Source organism: Rhizobium sophoriradicis (assembly GCF_003939025.1).
Taxonomy (GTDB): domain Bacteria; phylum Pseudomonadota; class Alphaproteobacteria; order Rhizobiales; family Rhizobiaceae; genus Rhizobium; species Rhizobium sophoriradicis.
This window is the reverse complement of record NZ_RQIH01000007.1, coordinates 175,691-191,825: the sequence shown is the minus strand read 5'-3', so window position 1 is coordinate 191,825 and position 16,135 is coordinate 175,691. Positions and strand designations below refer to the sequence as shown.

Here is a 16,135-nt window from a genome sequence, read left to right as displayed (position 1 = left end):
CCATGGTCTTCCGGCTGCGTATGAGCCGACGAGACAGACGAGAGCGTTGGGGCCAGAATGACAGCAGATATTTCTCTCCGCCCGGCCGACCATCCGGCGGTCAAGTCAGGCAAAATCGGGGTCCTGCTGGTCAATCTCGGCACGCCTGACGGCACCGACTACACGTCGATGCGTCGCTATCTCAGGGAATTCCTGACCGATCGCCGTGTCATCGAATGGTCTCGCTGGAAGTGGTACCCGATCCTGTTCGGCATCGTGCTCAATACCCGCCCGCAGAAGGTCGGCAAGGCTTATGAGCTGATCTGGAACAAGGAAAAGAACGAAAGCTATCTGCGCACCTACACGCGCAATCAGGCAGAGTTGATGGCCGGGCGCCTCAAGGATCTTGAGAACGTCAAGGTCGACTGGGCAATGCGCTACGGCACGCCGTCGATCGCCTCGCGCATCGAGGCGCTGAAGCAGGAGGGCTGCGATCGTATCGTACTCTTCCCGCTTTATCCGCAATATGCCGCGGCGACGACCGCAACCGTCAACGACAAGGCCTTCCATAAGCTGCTGTCCATGCGCTGGCAGCCGGCGCTGCGCACCGTGCCCGACTATCATGACGACGAGACCTATATCGAGGCGCTTGCCCAATCCGTCGAAAGTCATCTCTCGTCGCTCGACTGGAAGCCGGAGATGCTGCTCGCCTCCTTCCACGGCATTCCGATGTCTTATTTCAAGCAGGGCGACCCTTATTACTGCCAGTGCCGGAAGACCGGCCGGCTGCTGCGCGAGCGGCTCGGCCTCACCCAGCAAAATTTCATGGTCACCTTCCAGTCCCGCTTCGGGCCGGAGGAATGGCTGCAACCCTATACCGACAAGACGGTGGAGAAACTCGCCCAGGACGGCGTCAAGCGCATCGCCGTCATCAACCCCGGCTTCGTTTCCGACTGTCTGGAAACTCTTGAAGAGATCGCCGAACAGGCCGCCCACTCCTTCCACGAAAACGGCGGCGAGAAATTTGCGCATATTCCCTGCCTCAACGACAGCGATGACGGCATGAAGGTGCTGGAAAAGGTCGTCCGCCGAGAATTGCAGGGCTGGGCCTGAGAATAACGGCGCCGCAGGGATAACCGGCGGCAGCCCGCGGATCTTAGCGAGAGGAAACCTGCTTTTCACGTGGAGGTGGAAGTGTGGCCTCCGTGTGGCATTTCTTCCTCGCGAAGAACGTGCTAACTCCCCACATCAGTGAGTGGGCGCACGCGCCGTTGGGAGGAATTTTTCATGCTGTTCGGCGGCTTCGACATCGTCGTGATCGTGCTCGTCATCTTCGTCATCCTGGTGCTTTTTGCCGGGATCAAGACCGTGCCGCAAGGCTACCGCTACACGATCGAGCGCTTCGGGCGTTATACCCGCACGCTGGAGCCTGGTCTGAACCTCATCACCCCCTTCATCGAGCGCGTCGGCGCGCGGATGAATGTGATGGAACAGGTGCTTGATGTGCCGACGCAGGAGGTGATCACCAAGGACAATGCATCGGTTTCCGCCGATGCCGTCGCCTTCTATCAGGTGCTGAACGCCGCCCAGGCCGCCTATCAGGTTTCCCACCTCGAAAACGCCATCCTTAATCTCACCATGACCAATATCCGCTCGGTCATGGGTTCCATGGATCTCGACGAACTGCTTTCCAACCGCGATGCGATCAACGACCGCTTGCTGCGCGTCGTCGACGAGGCCGTGCAGCCCTGGGGCATCAAGGTCACCCGCGTCGAAATCAAGGACATCCAGCCGCCACGCGACCTCGTCGATGCCATGGCCCGCCAGATGAAGGCCGAGCGCGAGAAGCGCGCCCAGGTCTTGGAAGCCGAAGGCTCGCGCAACGCGCAGATTCTGAGGGCCGAAGGCGCCAAACAATCCGCCATCCTGCAGGCGGAAGGCCAGCGTGAGGCCGCCTTCCGCAATGCGGAAGCCCGCGAGCGGCTTGCCGAGGCTGAAGCCAAGGCGACGAGGATGGTCTCCGAGGCGATTGCCGCCGGCGACGTTCAGGCGATCAACTATTTCGTTGCGCAGAAATACACAGAAGCGCTCGCCTCGGTCGGTTCGGCGCCCAACTCCAAGATCGTGCTGATGCCGATGGAAGCCTCCTCTATCCTCAGTTCCCTCGGCGGCATCGGCGCCATTGCCCGCGAGGTCTTCGGCGATGCCGGCAACAACTCGGCAACGCCGCCGCCGCCGCGTCCGCGCCCCGCACCCGTCCGCTCGACCCCGCCGATCAATCCGCCGAGCCCCAATCCCTTCAATCCCGATCAGGAGCGCTAAGCCATGCTGGCGAAGATCATCGCCGAACTCGGTCCGTGGAGCTGGTGGGTTGTTGGCCTGGTTCTGCTCGCCGCCGAAATGATCGTGCCCGGCTTCTTCCTGGTGTGGATCGGCCTCGCCGCCTTGATCGTCGGCGCATTGTCGCTGCTCTTCTGGGATAGTGCCTTCTGGGTCTGGGAGCTGCAGGCGATCTTTTTTGCCCTGCTCGCCGTTGCCACGACCTTCGCCGGCCGCAGGCTGATGCTACGCAATGCCGCCACCGACGAGCCCTTCCTCAATCAGCGCGGCGCGAGCCTGGTCGGCCGTACCGCGACGCTGCACGAGCCGATCCGCGAAGGCCGCGGCCGAATCCGTCTCGACGATACATTGTGGCAGGTAATGGGGCCTGATCTGCCCGTGGGCACACAGGTGAAGGTGGTGGCGAGCAACGGCCGCGACCTCAGGGTCGAACCCGTCTGATCAAACAGGGCCGATCAGGCGACGCCGATCCGCAGCAGGTCATGGAAATGCACCAATCCGAGCGGCCGTCTGTCCTCGTCGATGACGATCAGCGCGCCGATGCTGTGCTGATTGAGCAGCGCCAGGGCCGCGGTCGCCAGCATCGTCGGCTTCACCGTCTTCGGCGTCTTCGTCATGATGTCGTCGACGGCAAGCTCGGCGAGATTGCGGGTCAGGTTTCGCGCCATGTCGCCTTCGGTGACGATGCCGCAGAGCCGTCCCTCTTCGTCGAGCACGCCGACGCAGCCGAAGTGCTTGCGCGATAGCACGGTGATCGCTTCCGGCATCGGCGTGCCCTTGGCCACGAGCGGCACCCGCTCGCCGGTATGCATGATGTCGGCGACATGCGTCAGGCTGGCGCCGAGTTTGCCGCCGGGATGGAAGACGTGGAAATCGGTGGCGGTAAAGCCGCGCGCCTCCAGGAGCGCTACTGCCAAGGCATCGCCAAGCGCAAGCTGCATCAGTGTCGAGGTCGTCGGCGCCAGCCCGTTGGGGCAGGCCTCCTGCTCGTTCGGCACGAGAAGCACGATATCGGCGGCCGTGGCAAGCGAGGAGTGTTCGCCGCAGGTGAGCGCAATCAGCGGAATGGAGAAGCGCCGCGTGAAGGAAATGATGCTCTTGAGCTCGGCGCTTTCGCCACCTTTGGAAATCGCCAGCACGACGTCGTCGCGCGCGATCATGCCGAGATCGCCGTGATTGGCTTCGGCCGCATGCACGAAGAAGGCGGGCGTCCCGGTCGACGCGAAGGTCGCCGCCAGCTTGGCGCCGATATGGCCGCTCTTGCCGACGCCGGTGACGATCACCCGGCCGGAGATATCGCCGATGACTTCGATCGCGCGGGTGAACGGGCCGGCCAATCCATTGTCCAAGGCCTGTTCGAGCGCTTCAAGACCGCGTTTTTCGATTTCAATCGTGCGTTTTGCTGATTCGAGCACGCCGTTTTCGACCAGTTTTATCGCTCTTCTGTTCATGGAATTGCGTTAGACCTTTTCACTTTCCAAGTCCACCCCGGCCTCTTTCCGAATTGTGAACGGCGCCCACCGTCGGCAACGAATGATTAACCACGAGGCTTTACCTTTGGGTAAGAACCGAAAGCATGTCAGGCGCGAATTGCATGGGCCAGCCAAATCAGACGAGCAGTGTGACGCCGCTCCGCGCCATGAGCCGTGCCGTCTCCTTTGCTGCATTCGGCTGTCTGCTTCTCGGCCAGACCCCCGCCTTCGCGCAGTCCGCCTCACAGCCGTCGGCAAGCGCGACGAACGACCGCACCACAAACAATACAGCCATCGGTTTCGATGAGGAAACCGATGTTTCCACCATGCCTGCGGCAAACGGCACGGCCGCGAAGGCGAATGACGCCCAGCAGCGGCCCGCCATATCGGACGCACAATCCGGCGACGAGATTACCGGCTCCATCCTCGACGAGAACATGCGCCGGCTGAACACCCGTGAGGCGCGGGTCGACGAGACCCTGCCGGGGCGCCGGGTTGCCGAAAGCGCCTCGACGGCGGAAACGCCGGGCATTCCGCTCGGCACTTTCGTGCTCCGTCCGAGCGTCACCCAGAGCATCAACACCGAAACCACCAAGGATGGCGACACCAGGCAGCGGCGCGCCTTCCTCGAAACAGATGCGGCAGCGACGCTGACCTCCGACTGGGGCCGCCACCAGCTGAGCGTCACCTCGGAAGGCGCATGGCAGAGGAATATCAGCGGCGAAGGCGAGGAGCAGCCTTCCTTCAAGATCAACGGCGATCTCAGACTGGACCTTCCCCAGGATACGGTGGCGCACCTCACCGCCGGGTATAATTTCTACCGCGAAGATACGGACGACCCTGACGCGGTCGCCAACGCCACGCAGCAATCCGATGTGCAGGAGTTTTCGGCCGGGGCCTCCGTAGAACGCGATTTCGGCATCCTGCGCGGCACGACGGCGCTGGCGCTCACCCGTTCGATCTATTCCGACGCCACGCTGGCCAGCGGCGCGACCGTCGCGCTCAGCGACCGCAATCAGACGACGGGTACGTTGCGCGGCCGCGTCGGCTACGAGCTGTCGCCCGCGCTGATCCCCTTCATCGAGGCCACGATCGGCCGGACGCTCTATGACGAGACACGCGATTCCGCCGGCTACGAGCGTTCGGGCCATAGCTACGGCGTCAAAGCCGGCGTCGAGGTCGATCTCGGTGAAAAGCTGAAGGGAGAAGTCGGCATCGGCTACGCGAGGGCGGACTTCGAAGATAACAGGCTCTCGTCGATCGACACGGCCACGCTCGATGCGAGCCTGCTCTGGTCGCCGATCCGCAGCACCGATGTTAATCTCGACCTGCAGACGAGCATCCAGCCTACGACTACGGCGGGCGAGAGCGGTTACGTCTCGCACGCGCTGACGACGACGGTCACGCATCAGTTGCGCGACAATCTGGTCGGCACGATGATCGGCGGGGTCATCTGGCGCGATTATCCCACCGACAGCACCATCAACGATGAGCTCGTCTATACCGCGGCGACCGGCCTGACCTGGAACATCAACCGCTATCTCGATCTGACCAGCACGCTTGGCTACGAGCTGACGACGCGCAAGGAAGGCACCGATTCGCAGCAATGGCGCGCCGGCGTCGGCCTTAAGCTCAAACGCTAAGCCTGATGTTGAAGTGTGAGCGGTTTGCGGACGACATCAGGCTAAAACATTAATAAAGAGCGCCGCGCATCTGGGAGGATACGCGGCGCTCGTCATTCATATGCTGTACGGAAAACTTACCTCAGGCCGGCAAGCAATTCCTTGAAGCCACCTTCGACGGTCGGGCGGATATCGGCGCGTTCGAGGGCGTAGGCGACATTTGCCAGGATGAAGCCGTCCTTGGCGCCGCAGTCGTAGGTCGTGCCGCGGAAGTGATACCCGGCGAAATCCTGTTCCTTCAGTAGCTTGAGCATGCCGTCGGTGAGCTGGATCTCGTTGCCGGCGCCGCGCTCCTGGGTTTCGAGGATCTTGAAGATCTCCGGCTGCAGGATGTAGCGGCCGTTGATGAAGAAGTTGGAGGGCGCCGTTCCCTTGGCGGGCTTTTCAACCATGCCGGTGATTCGGAAGCCCTCGCCGATCGCTTCGCCGACGCCGACGATGCCATATTTATGCGCCTGGTCGGGCGCGCATTCTTCAACGGCGATGATATTGCCGCCGCTCTGGCCGTAAAGGTCGATCATCCCCTTCATGCAGCCCTTGTCGCCCTTCATGATCATGTCGGGCAGCAGCAGCGCGAAAGGTTCGTCGCCGACGATTTCGCGGGCGCACCAGACCGCATGACCGAGGCCGAGCGGCTCCTGCTGGCGGGTGAAGCTCACCGTGCCGGCCTTCGGCAATTGCTGCTGCAGGAGAGTAATTTCCGCCTTCTTGGCGCGCTCCTTAAGCGTCTGCTCAAGCTCGAAATGAATGTCGAAATAATCTTCGATGACGTGCTTGTTGCGCCCGGTGACGAAAACCAAATGTTCAATCCCGGCCTCGATCGCCTCATCGACGACATATTGAATGATTGGCTTGTCGACGACGGTCAACATTTCCTTCGGAACAGCCTTTGTCGCCGGCAGGAATCGCGTCCCCAACCCGGCAACCGGAAATACTGCTTTACGAACTTTGTTATGCTGAGCCACACCCGGCCTCCTGCTTCGCCATATCGCTTTGGAAAAAGAGCCTTTTGGCTCTACCTAGTATAGAATTGCTACTGTTTTGCAATGGTGACCGCAGCCGACCGCCATGGTAAAGAATTTGTTGACTCCGTTCCTGTAGTCTCGGGTCTGGGCGGACATGACGCCTCTGCTGCACCGAAAACTGAAGATGACGGATACGACTGTCGATGATCCAGAATCACAAAAACTCCCTTCGTGGTCTTGCTCTCGCCCTCGTTGTCGCCGCCCAGGTAGGCCTGGTTCCCGACAGCGCGAAAGCTGATTCCCGGTTCCAGAAATGGATCGCGGATTTTTACCAAACAGCCGCTCAGAGTGGCATCAGTAAGGCAACCTATCAAAAGGCCTTTTCCGGGGTGAGCGAGCCCGATCCCACCGTGCTCGAGAAGGCGGCCTATCAGCCCGAATTCACCTCGAAGATCTGGGACTACGTCGATTCGCGCGTCAATCCCTACACGGTCAGGATCGGCCGCGAGATGGCCGCCAAGCACGCCCGCACGCTCAATGCGATCGAGCAGCGCTTCGGCGTCGACAAGAGCATTCTGCTCGCCATCTGGTCGATGGAATCGAACTATGGTGCGATTCTCGACAAGGATGACCGGCTGCACTACGTGCCGCGCGCGCTGGCGACGCTTGCCTATGCCGACCCGAGCCGCGCCAAATTCGCCAAGAAGCAGCTGGTTGCCGCGCTGAAGATCCTGCAGAACGGCGACGTGCCGGCACGCGAGATGACCGGCTCCTGGGCGGGCGCCATGGGCCACACCCAGTTCATCCCGACAAGCTACCTGCTTTACGCCGTCGACGCCGACGGCAACGGCCATCGCGACATCTGGAATTCGGTGCCGGATGCGCTGGCGACCTCGGCCAATCTCCTGATGAAGAACGGCTGGGATACCGGCAAGACCTGGGGCTACGAGGTCGTCGTTCCCGCTGCCGCCGCCAAGCAGGCCGGCAAGACCCATACGCTTGCCCAATGGGCGGAGCTCGGCCTGAAACGCCCAAACGGCAAGGCCTTCCGCGAAGGCGCCACCAAGGCCGTGCTGAAGATGCCGGCCGGACCGAACGGCCCGGGCTTCCTGATGACCGCCAACTTTTTCACCATCAAGAACTACAACGCCTCGGATAGCTACGCGCTTGCCGTCGGCCTGCTGGCCGATCAGATCGCCGGTTATGGCGGCATGCAGCAGCGCTGGCCGCGCCCGGACGGCGCCCTTGATATCACCGAGAAATTCGAGCTGCAGACCCGCCTGAAGACCCTCGGCTATTACAATGGCGAGGTCGACGGCAATTTCGGCTCGGGTTCGAAGGCGGCGATATCGGCGGTGCAGGAGCGCATCGGCATGCAGCCGGACGGCGAGCCCTCGCTGCCGCTCCTGAACGCACTTCGCCGCTAGAACAGGATGTGGTCCGAAAACCGCTGACACTTTTCGGCATCATGCTCTAGCGCCATGCCGAAAAGTAAGCCCTGATTGGAAGCGGCAGAACCGTGACCTACATGAATAGCGGGAGTGGACGCTGACCTATCCTGCGTGCAAGATGCCGGCAGATGCGGAACTGCCCATGATGAAGAAAACTGATCGGACCCCGAAAATCCGTTGGCTGGTGCTCGCCTTGACGGCGGCTTCGCTGTGCGTCGGCGCGCTTGCGCCGGTGCATGTCGCCGAGGCCCAGGAACAGCGCTACGAGCGCCGGTCGATCCTCGATTTTTTCCTTGGCCGGCGCTATCTCGATGACGGGCCGCAGGCCCCTGATGCCCAGCAGCCGAGGCGCCAGCAGCAGCGCAAGCGCCCGCCGGCGCAGAAGGCGGTGATCAATCCCCGCACCGCGCCGCCGGTGCGGCCGCCGGTGCAGGAAGAGCCCGTCGTGCAGAAGCTCGGCGACGCCAAGAAGATACTGATCGTCGGCGATTTCCTCGCCAGCGGCCTCGGCGACGGCCTGACCGCCGCCTTCGAGACCTCGCCCGGCGTCGTCGTCGAAGCCCGCGGCAACGTCTCCTCAGGCCTTGTCCGCGACGATTATTACGACTGGCCGGGACAGCTGCCGAAGATGATCGACGAGCTGAAGCCGGCAATGGTCGTCGTCATGATCGGCGCCAATGACCGCCAGCAGATGGTGACCGACACCGCCAAGGAAAAATTCCGCACCGACGGCTGGTTCGCCGAATATCGCCGCCGTGTCCTTTCCTTTGGCAAAGAAGTCACCGACCGGAAGATCCCGCTGCTCTGGGTCGGGCTGCCCGCCTTCGAATCCGATCAGATGACGGCCGACGCCGTCCAGATGAACCAGCTCTACCGCAACCAGGTCGAAAGCATCGGCGGCGAATTCGTCGATATCTGGGATGGCTTCGTAGACGAAAACAGCAACTTCATCGTCACCGGTTCGGATGTAAATGGCCAGCAGGTGCGCCTGCGCACGTCCGACGGCATCAACCTCACGCAGGCCGGCCGCCGCAAGCTTGCCTTCTATGTGGAAAAGCCGGCCCGCCGCATTCTCGGCACCCAAGCAAGCCCGGATCTGGTGCGGCTGGACGAAAGTGCCCTGCCCGGTCTCGGCCTTCCCACCAATCCGGTCGAACACACCGTGCCGATCAGCCTCTCCGATCCCAATCTCGACGGCGGCACCGAGCTTCTCGGCGCAAGGCCGCCGCCTATCACGCTGACGAAATCGCCGCGCGATCTGCTTGTCGAGCAGGGCGAGATGACGCCGGCCCCAATCGGACGCGTCGACGATTATCGCATGCCGGCGACCAAGACGCCGGCCGAAGTCTCGGTGAAATGAGAAAGTCGGTGCAAGCATGATGCTGAAAAGTGTCGGCGGTTTCGGACCACAATAAAAAGTCCGCCTGTGAACTGCCCCCCGAAAGTTGAACAACAACATTCGGGGTCAGTTCACAGGCGGAGTTCGTATCGTCATGAGCCCGTGTGAGCCGACAGTCAGTTCGGCAGCACGCTCGAGCCCATCAGAGCCTCGTCGATGGCGCGAGCAGCCTGGCGGCCTTCGCGGATCGCCCAGACCACCAGCGACTGGCCGCGGCGCACGTCGCCCGCCGTCCAGAACTTCTCGATCGAGGTCTTGTAGTCCCGGTCGTTGGCGACGACGTTGGTCGAGCCGCGCTTATCGGTATTGAGCGTCAGCTTGCCCTCGAGCTCCTTCAGCACGCTCGTCGTAAACGGGCCGCGGAAACCGATGGCGATGAAGGCGAGATCGGCGCGGATGACGAATTCCGTGCCTGGAACCGGCCGCCGGCGCTCGTCGACCTCGCAGCACTTGACGCCGGTCAGCACGCCGTCTTCGCCGACGAATTCAAGCGTTGCCACCTGGAACTCACGCACGGCGCCCTCGGCCTGCGAGGAGGAGGTACGCATCTTCGTCGCCCAGAAAGGCCAGACGGCGAGCTTGTCTTCCTTCTCCGGCGGCTGCGGCCGGATGTCGAGCTGGGTGACCTTGACGGCGCCCTGGCGGAACGCCGTGCCGACACAGTCCGACGCCGTATCACCACCACCGACGACGACGACATGTTTGGCGCCGGCCAGAATCGGGTCCGACGGCCAGCCGACGCTGTCGATGTTCTCGCGCCCGACACGGCGGTTCTGCTGCACCAGATAGGGCATGGCATCATGCACGCCGGCAAGGTCAATGCCCGGAATGCCCGCCTCGCGCGGCGTCTCGGAGCCGCCGCAATAAAGCACGGCGTCATGATCGGCGAGCAGCTGCTCGACCTTGACATCGACGCCGACATTGACGCCGCAATGGAAGGTGACGCCCTCGCCCTTCATCTGCTCGACACGGCGGTCGATGAAGTTCTTTTCCATCTTGAAATCGGGAATGCCGTAGCGCAGCAGACCGCCGGGCTTGGTCTCGCGCTCGTAGACATGTACCTCGTGGCCGGCGCGGCCGAGCTGCTGGGCGGCCGCCATGCCGGCGGGACCAGAGCCGATGACGGCGACCTTCTTGCCGGTATGGACGGTGGCCGGTTGCGGCCGGATGAAGCCGAGCTCATAGGCCTTGTCGGCGATCGCCTGCTCGACCGTCTTGATGGCAACAGGCGCATCTTCGAGATTCAAAGTGCAGGCTTCCTCGCAGGGCGCCGGGCAGACGCGGCCGGTGAACTCCGGGAAGTTGTTGGTCGAATGCAGGTTCTGGATCGCCGCTTCCCAGTTGTTGTTGTAGACGAGGTCGTTCCAGTCGGGAATCTGGTTGTGCACCGGGCAGCCGGTCGGGCCGTGACAATAGGGGATGCCACAGTCCATGCAGCGCGCGGCCTGTTTCTGCACTTCCGGATCCGACATCGGGATCGTGAATTCGCGGAAATGGCGGATACGATCCGACGCCGGCTGGTACTTCGCCACCTGCCGGTCGATTTCCAGAAACCCTGTTACCTTACCCATCTCTTCGTCCCTTACCCTCATGACCGGCTCATCCGCGGCCAATTGTCTGTCGTCAGTCCCGGCATTCCGGGCGGGTTACTTCTCTTGACCGTCATTGGAACATATCCCCTGAAACTTCCGGGCGATCTCGACGGCCGTCGGCCGTCGCATGATCGTCACGGATCATCGAGACGTTTCCGATATTCGCCACCCGCAATCAGCACGTGGCGAATATCCCGGTGCAAATCACTCCGCGGCGATGCCCATCCGGCTGCGTTCCATTTCCTCGAGCGCACGGCGGTATTCGACCGGCATGACCTTGCGGAACTTCGGACGGTAGTCGGCCCAATGATCGAGGATCTGCTTGGCGCGGGTGGAACCCGTATAGTGCAGATGATTGGAGATCAGCTGGTAGAGGCGCTCCTCGTCGTGGCGGGTCATGTCGCCCGAGACGTCGACGCGTCCCTTGTGCATGAGATCGCCGCCGTGATGATGCAGCTTCTCCAGCATGTCGTCTTCTTCCGGCACCGGCTCGAGTTCGACCATCGCCATGTTGCAGCGGCTGGCGAAATCGCCGGTTTCATCGAGCACATAGGCGACACCGCCGGACATGCCGGCCGCGAAATTGCGGCCGGTGGCGCCGAGCACCACGACGACACCGCCGGTCATATATTCGCAGCCATGGTCGCCGACACCCTCGACGATGGCGATCGCGCCGGAATTGCGCACAGCAAAACGTTCGCCCGCCACCCCGCGGAAGTAGCATTCGCCCTCGGTAGCACCGTAAAGCACGGTGTTGCCGACGATGATCGAGTTTTCGGCGACAATCCTCGAATTCTCCGGCGGCCGGATGATGATCTTGCCGCCCGAAAGGCCCTTGCCGACATAGTCGTTGCCGTCGCCGATCAGGTTGAAGGTGACGCCGCGCGCCAGGAAGGCGCCGAAGCTCTGACCTGCCGTGCCGCGAAGCGTCACGTTGATCGTATCTTCCTTCAGCCCGCGGTGGCGGTAACGCTTAGCGACCTCGCCGGACAGCATCGCGCCCGCCGAGCGGTCGACGTTCTTGATTTCGACCTCGAAGGCGACGGGCGTCTTGTCGGTCAGCGCTGGCTGCGCCTGTTCGATCAGCACGCGGTCGAGAATGTCGTCGATCGGGTGCTGCTGCCGGCTCGTCCAGAAGGTCTCCTCCTTGGCGGCATCGACTTTGTGGAAGATGCGGCTGAAGTCGAGACCCCTCGCCTTCCAGTGCGCCAGCATCTCGTCCTTCTCCAGCAGCTCCGAAGCGCCGATGATATCGTCAAGCCGGGTAAAGCCGAGCGAGGCGAGGATTTCACGCACTTCATTGGCGACGAAGAAGAAGTAGTTGATGACGTGTTCCGGCGTTCCCTTGAAGCGCTTGCGCAGCACCGGATCCTGTGTCGCCACGCCGACTGGACAGGTGTTGAGATGGCACTTGCGCATCATGATGCAGCCGGCCGCGATCAGCGGCGCGGTGGCGAAGCCGAATTCGTCGGCGCCGAGCAGCGCCCCGATGATGACGTCACGGCCGGTCTTCAGACCGCCGTCCACCTGCAGCGCAACACGCGAACGCAGGCCGTTCAGCACCAGCGTCTGCTGGGTTTCGGCAAGGCCGATCTCCCAGGGGCTGCCGGCATGCTTGAGCGAGGTCAGCGGCGACGCACCCGTGCCGCCGTCGAAGCCGGCGACCGTGATATGGTCGGCGCGCGCCTTGGCGACGCCGGCGGCAACCGTGCCGACGCCAACTTCGGAGACGAGCTTGACCGAGACATCAGAGGTCGGGTTGACGTTCTTCAGATCGTAGATCAGCTGCGCCAGATCCTCGATCGAATAGATGTCGTGGTGCGGCGGCGGCGAGATCAGGCCGACACCCGGTGTCGAATGGCGGGTCTTGGCAACCGTCGCATCGACCTTGTGACCGGGCAGCTGGCCGCCTTCGCCGGGCTTGGCGCCCTGCGCCACCTTGATCTGCAGCACATCGGCGTTGACCAGATATTCGGTTGTGACGCCGAAACGACCCGACGCGATCTGCTTGATCGCCGAACGTTCCGGGTTCATCGAACCATCGGAGAGCGGCATGTAGCGATCGGATTCCTCGCCGCCCTCGCCGGTGTTCGACTTGCCGCCGATCCGGTTCATGGCGATCGCCAGCGTCGTATGCGCCTCGCGGGAGATCGAACCGAAAGACATCGCTCCGGTCGAGAACCGCTTGACGATATCGGCGGCCGGCTCGACCTCGTCGATAGACACTGGCTTGCGGCCAAGCGCCTCGGCGCTCTTGATGTTGAACAGCCCGCGGATCGTGTTCATCCGCAGCGCCGAATTGTTCACCATCTCGGCGAATTCGCGGTAGCGGTCCTCGGCATTGCCGCGCACGGCATGCTGCAGGGCGGCGACCGCGTCCGGCGTCCAGGCATGGCTTTCGCCGCGCATGCGGTAGGCGTATTCGCCGCCGATATCGAGCGTCGTCGCAAGCAGCGGATCCTTGCCGAAGGCGGCGTTGTGGCGGGCGACGGTCTCTGCGGCGATTGCCTCGAGGCCGATACCTTCGATCATCGTTGCGGTACCGAAGAAATACTTGTCGACTAGTTCCGACGACAGGCCGATCGCATCGAAAATCTGCGCGCCGCAATAGGACTGATAGGTCGAGATGCCCATCTTGGACATCACCTTGAGGATGCCTTTGCCGACCGCCTTGATGTAGCGGTAGACGATTTCCGAGGCATCGACTTCCTTCGGGAATTCGCCCTTGGCATGCATGTCGAGCAGCGTGTCGAAGGCGAGATAGGGGTTGATCGCCTCGGCGCCGTAGCCGGCGAGCAGGCAGAAATGATGCACTTCGCGCGGCTCGCCCGTCTCGACGACGAGACCGACGGAGGTGCGAAGCCCCTTGCGGATCAGGTGATGGTGGACGGCCGCTGTGGCGAGCAGTGCCGGAATGGCGATTCGATCAGGCCCGATCTGCCGGTCGGAGAGCACGATAATGTTGTAGCCGCCCTTGACGGCCGCTTCCGCGCGCTCGCAGAGCCGGTCGAGCATCTCGGGCATGCCTTCGGCGCCGCGCTCGATATCATAGGTGAAATCGAGCGTCTTGGTGTCGAAACGGTCTTCCGTATGGCCGATCGAGCGGATCTTCTCGAGATCGCCATTGGTCAGGATCGGCTGACGCACCTCGAGACGCTTGGCGTTCGCCATGCCTTCATGGTCGAGAATGTTCGGACGCGGACCGATGAAGGAGACGAGGCTCATGACCAGCTCTTCGCGGATCGGATCGATCGGCGGGTTGGTCACCTGCGCGAAATTCTGTTTGAAATAGGTGTAGAGCAGCTTCGGCTTTTCCGACATCGCCGAGATCGGCGTGTCCGTGCCCATCGAGCCGATCGCTTCCTGGCCCGTCGTCGCCATCGGCGACATCAGGATGCGGGTGTCCTCGAGCGTGTAGCCGAAGGCCTGCTGGCGGTCGAGCAGCGACACGTCGCGGCGCAGCGCCCTGGGCTCCACCGGCTTCAGCTCTTCGAGGATCAGCTGGGTCCGGTCGAGCCAGCTGCGATAGGGATGCGCGGTCGCAAGCTGCGACTTCACCTCGTCGTCGGAGATGATGCGGCCTTCTTCCATGTCGATCAGCAGCATCTTGCCCGGCTGCAGGCGCCACTTCTGGATGATCTTCTCCTCCGGAACCGGCAGAACCCCGGCTTCGGACGCCATGATGACGCGGTCGTCATCGGTCACGAGGTAACGCGCCGGCCGCAGGCCGTTGCGGTCGAGTGTGGCGCCGATCTGCTTGCCGTCGGTGAAGGCAACGGCAGCCGGCCCGTCCCAAGGTTCCATCAGCGCGGCATGATATTCGTAGAAGGCCTTGCGTTCGGCCGCCATCGACTGGTTGCCGGCCCAGGCTTCCGGGATCAGCATCATCACCGCATGCGCCAGCGAATAGCCGCCGCGCACCAGGAATTCGAGCGCATTGTCGAAGCAGGCGGTGTCCGACTGTCCCTCGTAGGAAATCGGCCAGAGCTTGGAAATATCTTCGCCGAACAGCGGCGAGGAAACCGAGGCCTGGCGCGCCGCCATCCAGTTGACGTTGCCGCGCAGCGTGTTGATCTCGCCGTTATGGGCGACCATGCGATAGGGATGGGCGAGCTTCCACGACGGGAAGGTGTTGGTCGAGAAACGCTGGTGCACCAGGGCGACCGCGCTTTCGAAACGCGGGTCCGACAGGTCCTTATAATAGGCGCCGACCTGATAGGCCAGGAACATGCCCTTATAGACCACCGTCGCCGACGACAGCGACACCGGATAGAAATTGCTCTCCTCGCCGTCGAACTCGTCATAGATGCGGTTGGAGATCACCTTGCGCAGCGTGAACAGCCGGCGCTCGAACTCGTCGTTGTTTTCGGCATCCTCGCCGGCACCGATGAAGACCTGGACGTGATGCGGCTCGGTGGCGGCAATGGCCGGCGCCTTAGAGAGCGAGGAATTATCGACCGGCACGTCGCGAAAGCCGATCAGGACCTGGCCTTCCTCTTCAATGACGTCCTTGATGACCTTCTTGAAGTGCTCGATCTGATTTTCATCGCGCGGCATGAAGATATGGCCGACGCCATATTCGCCGGCCGGCGGCAGGGTGATGCCCTGCCCGGCCATCTCCTCACGGAAGAAGCGGTCGGGAATCTGCACCAGAATGCCGGCGCCGTCGCCCATCAGAGGATCGGCGCCGACGGCGCCGCGGTGCGTCAGGTTCTCGAGGATGAACAAGCCGTCCTTGACGATCTGGTGCGACTTCTCGCCCTTCATATGCGCGACAAAGCCGACGCCGCAGGCATCATGCTCGTTACGTGGATCGTAGAGGCCCTGTTTCTTCGGCAGGCCGGAGGCGCATTTGGACATATTGGCCGTCGCGCGCATCTCAGCAGCGGCAAACCGGTCAAATTCCATGGATGGCGTCTTCGTCATCATCTTTCCTCCTGTCGAAACCCGCGGGCCGCGGGCGGCTTTTCGTCCCGCACCGCAACCCGAAGATAGGTTCGGCGCATGACAGCGCTGTTGCATTGTGAAGATCGCCGCAGACATCTGCTTTTAGGGAAAGCAAACCGTCGCGTTCCGCGCCTGCCATTCGCCTCCGTGCACCGCCCGTCCTGGGGCTTGGCGCTCGGAAGAACTATAGCGTGAAAGCCCGCCTGTTCCAGGGCTTTCGGCGCCTCTTCGGCCGCAAAGGCCAAAATAGGACAGCAACACTGTCCTAATTCAGCTGTTCTATGCCAGAAAGCATTTGGCTTCGCAAG

The 16,135-nt window shown here is 62.4% G+C and carries 10 protein-coding genes; 6 read left to right on the top strand and 4 right to left on the bottom strand.

Annotated elements, in window-relative coordinates; genetic code table 11:
- Positions 1 to 57: 57 nt before the first annotated feature.
- The 3 genes from hemH (at position 58) to EFR00_RS13645 (ending at position 2,760) form a co-directional block, all read left to right on the top strand.
- A complete protein-coding gene (gene hemH, locus EFR00_RS13655) occupies positions 58 to 1,092 on the top strand; it encodes a ferrochelatase (protein ID WP_077990642.1) in 1,035 nt (344 codons plus the stop codon).
- Between the two features lie 174 nt (positions 1,093 to 1,266).
- On the top strand, positions 1,267 to 2,301 hold the full coding sequence (locus EFR00_RS13650) for an SPFH domain-containing protein (RefSeq protein ID WP_039622177.1): 1,035 nt from the start codon (positions 1,267 to 1,269) through the stop codon (positions 2,299 to 2,301).
- A gap of 3 nt (positions 2,302 to 2,304) precedes the next feature.
- Complete coding sequence (locus tag EFR00_RS13645; RefSeq protein WP_038691241.1) at positions 2,305 to 2,760, top strand: NfeD family protein; 456 nt, start codon at positions 2,305 to 2,307, stop codon at positions 2,758 to 2,760.
- Positions 2,761 to 2,774: 14 nt separating this feature from the next.
- Here the strand turns inward: EFR00_RS13645 and EFR00_RS13640 are convergent, their stop codons facing one another.
- Complete coding sequence (locus tag EFR00_RS13640; protein ID WP_009986194.1) at positions 2,775 to 3,770, bottom strand: KpsF/GutQ family sugar-phosphate isomerase; 996 nt, start codon at positions 3,768 to 3,770, stop codon at positions 2,775 to 2,777.
- 143 nt (positions 3,771 to 3,913) lie between these two features.
- Between EFR00_RS13640 and EFR00_RS13635 the strand changes: the two genes are divergently transcribed.
- Positions 3,914 to 5,434, top strand: coding sequence for an outer membrane beta-barrel protein (locus EFR00_RS13635; RefSeq protein ID WP_077990646.1), 1,521 nt, complete (start codon positions 3,914 to 3,916; stop codon positions 5,432 to 5,434).
- Between the two features lie 116 nt (positions 5,435 to 5,550).
- Here the strand turns inward: EFR00_RS13635 and galU are convergent, their stop codons facing one another.
- Positions 5,551 to 6,438, bottom strand: a complete 888-nt coding sequence (galU, locus tag EFR00_RS13630; RefSeq protein ID WP_038691247.1) for a UTP--glucose-1-phosphate uridylyltransferase GalU — start codon at positions 6,436 to 6,438, stop codon at positions 5,551 to 5,553.
- Between the two features lie 203 nt (positions 6,439 to 6,641).
- Between galU and EFR00_RS13625 the strand changes: the two genes are divergently transcribed.
- Both EFR00_RS13625 and EFR00_RS13620 read left to right on the top strand, forming a co-directional pair.
- On the top strand, positions 6,642 to 7,865 hold the full coding sequence (locus EFR00_RS13625; protein WP_038691249.1) for a lytic murein transglycosylase: 1,224 nt from the start codon (positions 6,642 to 6,644) through the stop codon (positions 7,863 to 7,865).
- A gap of 142 nt (positions 7,866 to 8,007) precedes the next feature.
- Complete coding sequence (locus tag EFR00_RS13620; protein WP_077990652.1) at positions 8,008 to 9,249, top strand: SGNH/GDSL hydrolase family protein; 1,242 nt, start codon at positions 8,008 to 8,010, stop codon at positions 9,247 to 9,249.
- A gap of 155 nt (positions 9,250 to 9,404) precedes the next feature.
- On the opposite strand, the gene EFR00_RS13615 is transcribed toward EFR00_RS13620, so the two are convergent.
- Entirely contained in the window at positions 9,405 to 10,859 is a 1,455-nt protein-coding gene (locus EFR00_RS13615; protein WP_077990663.1) for a glutamate synthase subunit beta, read from the bottom strand.
- A 225-nt stretch (positions 10,860 to 11,084) separates the two neighbouring features.
- On the bottom strand, positions 11,085 to 15,809 hold the full coding sequence (gene gltB, locus EFR00_RS13610; RefSeq protein ID WP_183738771.1) for a glutamate synthase large subunit: 4,725 nt from the start codon (positions 15,807 to 15,809) through the stop codon (positions 11,085 to 11,087).
- Between the last annotated feature and the right edge of the window lie 326 nt (positions 15,810 to 16,135).

Coding starts and splice junctions, on each gene's coding strand:
- hemH (WP_077990642.1), top strand. CDS start 58: ATGACAGCAGATATTTCTCTCCGCCCGGCCGACCATCCGGCGGTCAAG.
- EFR00_RS13650 (WP_039622177.1), top strand. CDS start 1,267: ATGCTGTTCGGCGGCTTCGACATCGTCGTGATCGTGCTCGTCATCTTC.
- EFR00_RS13645 (WP_038691241.1), top strand. CDS start 2,305: ATGCTGGCGAAGATCATCGCCGAACTCGGTCCGTGGAGCTGGTGGGTT.
- EFR00_RS13640 (WP_009986194.1), bottom strand. CDS start 3,770: ATGAACAGAAGAGCGATAAAACTGGTCGAAAACGGCGTGCTCGAATCA.
- EFR00_RS13635 (WP_077990646.1), top strand. CDS start 3,914: ATGGGCCAGCCAAATCAGACGAGCAGTGTGACGCCGCTCCGCGCCATG.
- EFR00_RS13625 (WP_038691249.1), top strand. CDS start 6,642: ATGATCCAGAATCACAAAAACTCCCTTCGTGGTCTTGCTCTCGCCCTC.
- EFR00_RS13620 (WP_077990652.1), top strand. CDS start 8,008: ATGCCGGCAGATGCGGAACTGCCCATGATGAAGAAAACTGATCGGACC.
- EFR00_RS13615 (WP_077990663.1), bottom strand. CDS start 10,859: ATGGGTAAGGTAACAGGGTTTCTGGAAATCGACCGGCAGGTGGCGAAG.
- gltB (WP_183738771.1), bottom strand. CDS start 15,809: ATGATGACGAAGACGCCATCCATGGAATTTGACCGGTTTGCCGCTGCT.